Here is a 6592-nt window from a genome sequence, read left to right as displayed (position 1 = left end):
GGGGAATCCAACCAACCCGTTGTAACGCCCCACCAAGCCGGGGGGGCGTTGAGAATTACAAGCGCTCAATGGCTCGGCTCTACAGAGAGAAAGGTAAGTTACCCTGACTGCTCTACCGGAGACGCTGCATGACGCCCCGCTACGTGCTGGCCATCGACCAGGGCACCACCAGTTCGCGCGCGATCCTGTTCGACCGTGCCGGCGACATCATCGGCAGCGCGCAGCGCGAGTTCGCGCAGATCTTCCCGCAACCCGGCTGGGTCGAGCATGACCCGCGCGAGATCCTTACCAGCGTCTATGCCACGCTGACCGAACTGCTCAGCCGCGGGCAGATCGACCCGCGTCATATCGCCGCACTGGGCATCACCAACCAGCGCGAAACCACCGTGGTCTGGGACCGTGCCACCGGCCAGCCGATCCACAACGCCATCGTCTGGCAATCGCGGCAGAGCCACGCCATCTGTGAACGCCTGAAGTCCGAAGGCCATGAAGCGCTGATCCGCGAGCGGACCGGCCTGCTGATCGATGCCTATTTCTCTGCGACCAAGGTGCGCTGGATCCTCGACCACGTGGAAGGTGCGCAGCAGCGCGCCGAACGTGGCGAGCTGCTGTTTGGCACCATCGACAGCTGGCTGGTGTGGAACCTCAGCGGCGGCCAGGCGCATGTGACCGACTACAGCAACGCGGCGCGCACGCTGTTGTTCAACATCCACACGCTGGACTGGGATGACGATCTGCTGGCCCTGCTCGACATCCCGCGCGCGATGCTGCCGCAGGTGCGCGACTCCAGTGCGGTGTACGCACACACCCGGCCGCAGTTCTTCTTCGACCACCCGATCCCGATCGCCGGCATCGCCGGTGACCAGCAGGCGGCACTGTTCGGCCAGGCCTGTTTCCAGCCGGGCATGGTCAAGAACACCTATGGCACCGGTTGCTTCATGTTGATGCATACCGGCGCGCAGGCGGTGCGGTCGCGCAACGGCCTGCTGACCACCATTGCCTGGGGCCTGGAGGGGCGCGTGGAGTATGCGCTGGAAGGGTCGATCTTCATCGCCGGCTCGGTGGTGCAGTGGCTGCGCGACGGACTGCGCATGATCGAACGCGCCAGCGACAGCCAGGCACTGGCCGCGCAGGTGCCCGACAGCGGCGGCGCCTATCTGGTGCCGGCGTTTGTCGGCCTGGGTGCACCCTATTGGCGCAGTGATGTGCGCGGTGCGATGTTTGGATTGACCCGTGGCACGCGCAAGGCGCACTTCGTGCGCGCCGCGCTGGAAGCGATGGCCTACCAGACCCGCGACGTGCTCGATGCCATGCAGTCCGATGCCGGTATCGCGCTGACCGAACTGCGCGCCGATGGCGGTGCGATCGGCAACGACTTCCTGGCCAGCTTCCAGGCAGACATCCTCGGTGTGCCGCTGCTGCGGCCGCGGTTGACCGAAACCACCGCGCTCGGTGCGGCCTATCTGGCCGGCCTGGCCGTCGGGTTCTGGTCCAGCCGCGAACAGATCGCTGCACAGTGGGGCCTGGACCGGCGCTTCGAGCCACAGATGGAGGTGTCGCGGCGCGAGAAGCTGTATGCGGGATGGCAGCAGGCGGTTGCCGCCACCCTCGCCTTCCACGTCGATTGAAACTGCAATGCCCTGCCCTGCTGCGGCACGTGGAGTGACACGGTAGAGCCGAGCCATGCTCGGCTGCCGTTGGTGAAATGCCGGAAACAGCAGAGCCGAGCGTGGGCTCGGCTCTACAGGGAAGGCAGTGTCGACCAAGGTCGACACCCACCATTCAAATCAACAGATCAGCCGCAATCAGAACGCCGGCAGCACCGCGCCCTTGTACTTGGTCTCGATAAAGGCCTTCACCTGCGGGCTGGTCAGGGCCTTGGCCAGCTTCTGCACACGGGCGTCGTCCTTGTTGTCCGGGCGCGCGACCAGGAAGTTCACGTACGGCGAATCCTTGCTCTCGATCGCCAGCGCATCCTTGGTCGGGTTGAGGCCGGCGTCCAGCGCATAGTTGGTGTTGATCAGGGCCAGATCGACCTGGTCCAGCACGCGCGGCAGCATCGCCGAGTCCAGCTCGCGGAACTTCAGGTTCTTCGGGTTGGCGGTGATGTCACGCTGGGTCGACAGCGCGTTGGCCGGGTCCTTCAGTTCGATCACGCCGGCCTTGTGCAGCAGGATCAGCGCGCGGCTGTTGTTGCTCGGATCGTTCGGGATCACCACGTCGGCACCGTCGCGCAGCTCGGCCAGCGACTTGACCTTGCGCGAGTACGCACCGAACGGCTCGATGTGCACGCCGATCACCTTCACCAGGTCGGTCTTGCGGTCGCGGTTGTAGGCATCCAGGTACGGCTCGGTCTGGAAGTAGTTGGCGTCCACCTGCTTCTGCACCAGCTGGTCGTTGGGCTGCACGTAGTCGTTGAATACGCGCACGTCCAGGTCCACGCCTTCCTGCTTGAGGATCGGCTTGACCACCTCGAGGATCTCGGCATGCGGCACGGCCGTGGCGGCCACCACCAGCTTCTGCGAGGGCTCGCCGGACTTGCCGCAGGCGGTCAGGGCCAGCGCAGCGGCGAGCAGGGACAGCAACAGGGTCTTCTTCATGGGGGACGGGGTTCTCGGGGGGGGTGTCAGGATTTTTCGTAGTTGCTCAGGGCCAGCTCAAGCAGCGCCTTGGCCTGCTCGCGCAGCATGATCGGCTCGATGATCTCGGCATCCGAACCATAGTGCAGCACGTCCATCAGCAACTCTCGCGAGACGCTGTACGGCACCTTCAGTTCGTAGCGGCCATCGGCCAGGAAACGACCCTGCTGCTTGGAATGCCAGTGCTCGTCGGCCACCCAGCGCGCAGCCTTGGCGCTGAACAGGATGGTCGCCCAGCCCTTCGGCGCACCCGAAAAAATGCCATAGCTGGCGCCGAGCTGCTCGTCCAGCTCGCTGTCGGCGACATCGCGGGCGGCATTGTCGATTACCCGTGCCTTGTGGATGCGGTCCACCGCGAAACTGCGCAGCGCCTCGCGGTCGTGGTCCCAGGCATCCAGGTACCAGTTGTCGCGATAATGGGTCAGGCGCTGCGGCGAGACGGTGCGCTTGGTCGGCTCGTCGGTGGAGCGGGCGCGGTATTCGAACGCCAGCTGGCGGCGCTCCAGCACCGCCGAGGCCACGCTGCGGAAGCTGCCTTCGTCGAACTTGCGGCCACGGTGCGGAATCACCCGCACGCGGTCGACCGGCCAACTGGAAACACCGGCCTGCGCCGCCAGCAGGCTCTCGATGCGCTGCTGCAGCGGGGCCAGCACCGACGACAGCACGCCGCCGCCGGTACGCGCCAGCAGGTGCTGCGAGGCCAGCAGGGCATGCAGCTCCTCCGAGCTGAGCCAAAGGCCGGGCAGCTCGAAGCGGTCGCTCTCGTCGGCCTGGTAGCGGAAGCCGGCCTCGCCGTCGCCCTCGATCGGTGCCATCAGCGCATCGCGCAGGAAGGCCAGGTCGCGATAGACGGTGGCACGGGAACAACCGAGCTTGTCCTGCAGGGTCGCCACCGTCACCGGATAGCGCGCGGACTTGAGCAGACGATGCAGGGCGGTGATGCGTTCGTATCGGTCCATACCCCCGATTATGTCCGAGTCGCGGGTCTTGTGTGGAACGTTTGGGCTATCGTGGTCGCCCCCACCCCGTGGAATGCCCGATGCGCCGGTTGCCTGCCCTGTCCCTGCTGGCCTGCCTGCTGCTGGCCGCCTGCGATCGCGCGCCGGCGCCGGCGGGCCCCGAGGCCCCGGTACCCGCCGCCGATCCGGCACAGGCGGTGCTGGGCGCCAGCCAGCGTTTCGCCGCCCTGCGCAGCTTCCACGCCGAACTGGAGGTGCTGGGCGCGCCGCAGCGGGTACGCAGCGCCATGGACTTCGTTGCACCCGACCGTTTCCGGGTGGAGACCCCGGCCGGGCCGCAGACCATCATCGGCGACACCCTGTTCCTGCAGGCCGACGGTGCGATCCGCCAGGTGCCGGCCCCGCCCGGCCTGCTCGAGCAGTGGCGCAACCCGCTGCCGGCCGACGCCCTGCCCGCCGACCTGAAGGCCGAAGACCTCGGCAGCCAGGCGCTGGATGGGGTCGAGACCCGTCACTACCGGCTGCGCGGCAGCCAGCCCGGCGAACGCCTGGAGTACTGGGTGGATGCCCAGGGCCTGCCACGCCAGATCGTGCGCAGCGGCAGCAGCAATGGCCGCAGCTTCCAGCTGCGCCTGCGCTATTCGCGCTTCAACGACCCCGCATTGCGTGTCGATCTGCCCTGAATAGGCGATCGCGGCAACGTTCGCTGAAGCACGCTTTGGATCGATTCGGACCGCCATCACGCTTCCAGTATCATCACCGGCTGTTAACCGTTCCGGAGAAGCCTCGATGTCCCTGCGCGTGTCCCTGCTGATCCCCCTGCTGCTGTGTGCGCCGCTTGCATACGCGCAGGATGCCTCCGAACTGGCGGCGATGTCCTCGCCGTGGAGTGGCAGCGGCGGCGAGCTCGGCTTTGCCTCGGCACGCGGCAACAGCAGCACCGAGAGCTTCAACGGCCGCCTGCGCCTGCGCTACACCGACGGCGACTGGGTGCACAGCATGGACCTGTTCGGCCTGCGCTCCAGCTCCAAGGTGACCGAGACCAATGACGACGGCACCACCACCCGCCGCAGCAACACCACCGCCAACCGCTACACCGGCAGTGCGGGCAGCGCGCTGCAGCTGGGCGAGCACCGCCAGCTGACGGCCACGGTGCGTACCGAGCGCGACGACTTCGCCACCTACGACCGCCAGAGCTCGTTCGGTCTGGGTTACGGCACCCGCCTGTGGAACACCGAGCGCTTTTCGTTCGACGCGCAGATCGGCCCCGGCGTGCGCCGTACCCACAGCACCGAGGATGACCGCACCCGTACCGGCATGATCGGCCGTGGCCTGTTCGACCTGAAGTACTCGCTGACCGACAACACCGACCTGGTGAACACGCTGCTGGTCGAGTCCGGTTCGTACAACACCTTCGGCCAGAACGACTTCGGTGTCTCGGTGAGCATGAACGAGCACCTTGCGCTGAAGGCCGGCTGGCAGGCGCGTTACAACAGCGACGTCGCTGTCGACAAGCGCAAGACCGATACGCTGACCACGATGAACGTGGTCTACAAGTTCAAATAAGCAGAACGGGCGCCCAGGGCGCCCGTTCTTCTTCCGGTAGTGCCGGCCGCTGGCCGCGGCACTACCTGCGATGGCTCAGACGTTCACCAGTTCGCCAGCACCATCGTCCAGCAGCAGCTTCGCCACCTGCTGGCCCAGCGCTTCCGGATCGCGGGCCGGACCCACCGCTTCGGCACGCACGGCGCGGCCATCACTGGCGCTGCCGACCAGGCCCTGCAGGTGCAGGTCGTCGCCCTGCCACTGCGCGATCGCCGCCACCGGCACGTGGCAGCTGCCATGCAGCGCGCGGTTCATGGCCCGCTCGGCTTCCACGCAGGCGCGCGTGGCGGCGTCATCAAGCGTGGCGAACAGCGCCATCAGGCGCGTGTTGCCTCCGTCGCACTCCACCGCCACCGCGCCCTGCGCCGGCGCCGGCAGCCACTGCGGCGGTTGCAGGCGCGCGACGATGCGCTCGCCCAGGCCCAGGCGCTCCAGGCCGGCCACCGCCAGCACGATGGCGTCGTAGCCACCGTTGTCGAGCTTGGCCAGGCGAGTATTGACGTTGCCGCGCAGGTCCAGCAGTTCCAGGTCCGGGCGCAGCGCGCGCAGCTGGGCCTGGCGGCGCAGCGACGAGGTGCCGACCCGCGCGCCGATCGGCAGCGCGTCCAGCGAGGCGTACAGGTTGGAGACGAAACCATCGGCCGGGTCGTGCCGGGTCAGCATCGCCGGCAGCGCGAAGGGCGCATCCAGTTCCATCGGCACATCCTTCAGCGAGTGCACGGCGCAGTCGGCCTCACCCCGCAGCATGGCCAGCTCCAGTTCCTTCAGGAACAGGCCCTTGCCACCGATGGCGGCCAGCGAGCGGTCCAGCACCTCGTCACCGCGGGTGCTCATCGGCACCAGTTCCACGTGCAGGCCGGGGTGGGCCTGGCGCAGGCGGCCGGCGACGTGTTCGCTCTGCCAGAGGGCGAGCGGGCTCTTGCGGGTAGCGATGCGGACAGTTTCCATCCGGTCATTATCGCGCCTTCGGCGCGGATACGGCCAACGGCGGAGCCCCTCGTGGCTGGCTGGGGGGCGTGAAAGCAACAGCCGTGCTTGGCCGGGCGGGAGGGACTGCGCAGGGGCCGCTGCAAGTACGTCCATGTAAGCTCGGTCGCCGCATCCATGCGGCTCACGCCCCTGCGCAGCCCCTCCCGCCCGACCTCTGACAGTTTCCGTGTGCGCCAGCCACGGAAGATCAAAAGAAAAGAGCAGAAGCAAAAGCAACAGCCGGCCGCTTCCGGGGTGCGCTCCCGTTTGTCCCCGCAAACGGCGGGGACCCCCTCTTGCACGCCCCTAAAACACAACCGCTTTGGCGGCGACCCACCAGCCAACTCGAACGGTGGGCGCGGGGGGGGTGGGGGGGCCGGTTGGGGCCTTGGGCCGGGGGCTTGCTATTGGGGGGGTTGG

The 6592-nt window shown here is 67.5% G+C and carries 6 protein-coding genes; 3 read left to right on the top strand and 3 right to left on the bottom strand.

Going from position 1 to position 6592, the window contains the following annotated elements; genetic code table 11:
* Positions 1-128 precede the first annotated feature (128 nt).
* A complete protein-coding gene (glpK, locus tag WDC87_RS18380; protein ID WP_252745179.1) occupies positions 129-1628 on the top strand; it encodes a glycerol kinase GlpK in 1500 nt (499 codons plus the stop codon).
* Positions 1629-1805: 177 nt separating this feature from the next.
* On the opposite strand, the gene WDC87_RS18375 is transcribed toward glpK, so the two are convergent.
* Both WDC87_RS18375 and WDC87_RS18370 read right to left on the bottom strand, forming a co-directional pair.
* The gene (locus WDC87_RS18375) at positions 1806-2600 is read right to left on the bottom strand and encodes a MetQ/NlpA family ABC transporter substrate-binding protein (RefSeq protein ID WP_049413241.1); all 795 of its coding nucleotides are present in this window, start codon (positions 2598-2600) and stop codon (positions 1806-1808) included.
* A gap of 26 nt (positions 2601-2626) precedes the next feature.
* Positions 2627-3598, bottom strand: coding sequence for a YafY family protein (locus WDC87_RS18370; RefSeq protein WP_061479894.1), 972 nt, complete (start codon positions 3596-3598; stop codon positions 2627-2629).
* Between the two features lie 80 nt (positions 3599-3678).
* Here WDC87_RS18370 and WDC87_RS18365 point away from each other — a divergent pair, with 80 nt between their 5' ends.
* Both WDC87_RS18365 and WDC87_RS18360 read left to right on the top strand, forming a co-directional pair.
* Positions 3679-4281 carry a hypothetical protein gene (locus WDC87_RS18365; protein WP_188240593.1) on the top strand — a complete coding sequence of 201 codons (603 nt, stop codon included), beginning with the start codon at positions 3679-3681 and terminating at the stop codon, positions 4279-4281.
* Positions 4282-4387: 106 nt separating this feature from the next.
* A complete protein-coding gene (locus WDC87_RS18360) occupies positions 4388-5164 on the top strand; it encodes a DUF481 domain-containing protein (RefSeq protein ID WP_049413237.1) in 777 nt (258 codons plus the stop codon).
* Positions 5165-5239: 75 nt separating this feature from the next.
* On the opposite strand, the gene hemC is transcribed toward WDC87_RS18360, so the two are convergent.
* Complete coding sequence (gene hemC, locus WDC87_RS18355) at positions 5240-6151, bottom strand: hydroxymethylbilane synthase (protein WP_252744469.1); 912 nt, start codon at positions 6149-6151, stop codon at positions 5240-5242.
* Positions 6152-6592 lie beyond the last annotated feature (441 nt).

The organism is Stenotrophomonas maltophilia group sp. Smal12 (assembly GCF_037079935.1).
GTDB classification, from domain to species: domain Bacteria; phylum Pseudomonadota; class Gammaproteobacteria; order Xanthomonadales; family Xanthomonadaceae; genus Stenotrophomonas; species Stenotrophomonas sepilia.
The sequence above is the reverse complement of the archived record's forward strand: the minus strand, read 5'-3'. Positions and strand labels throughout refer to the sequence as shown.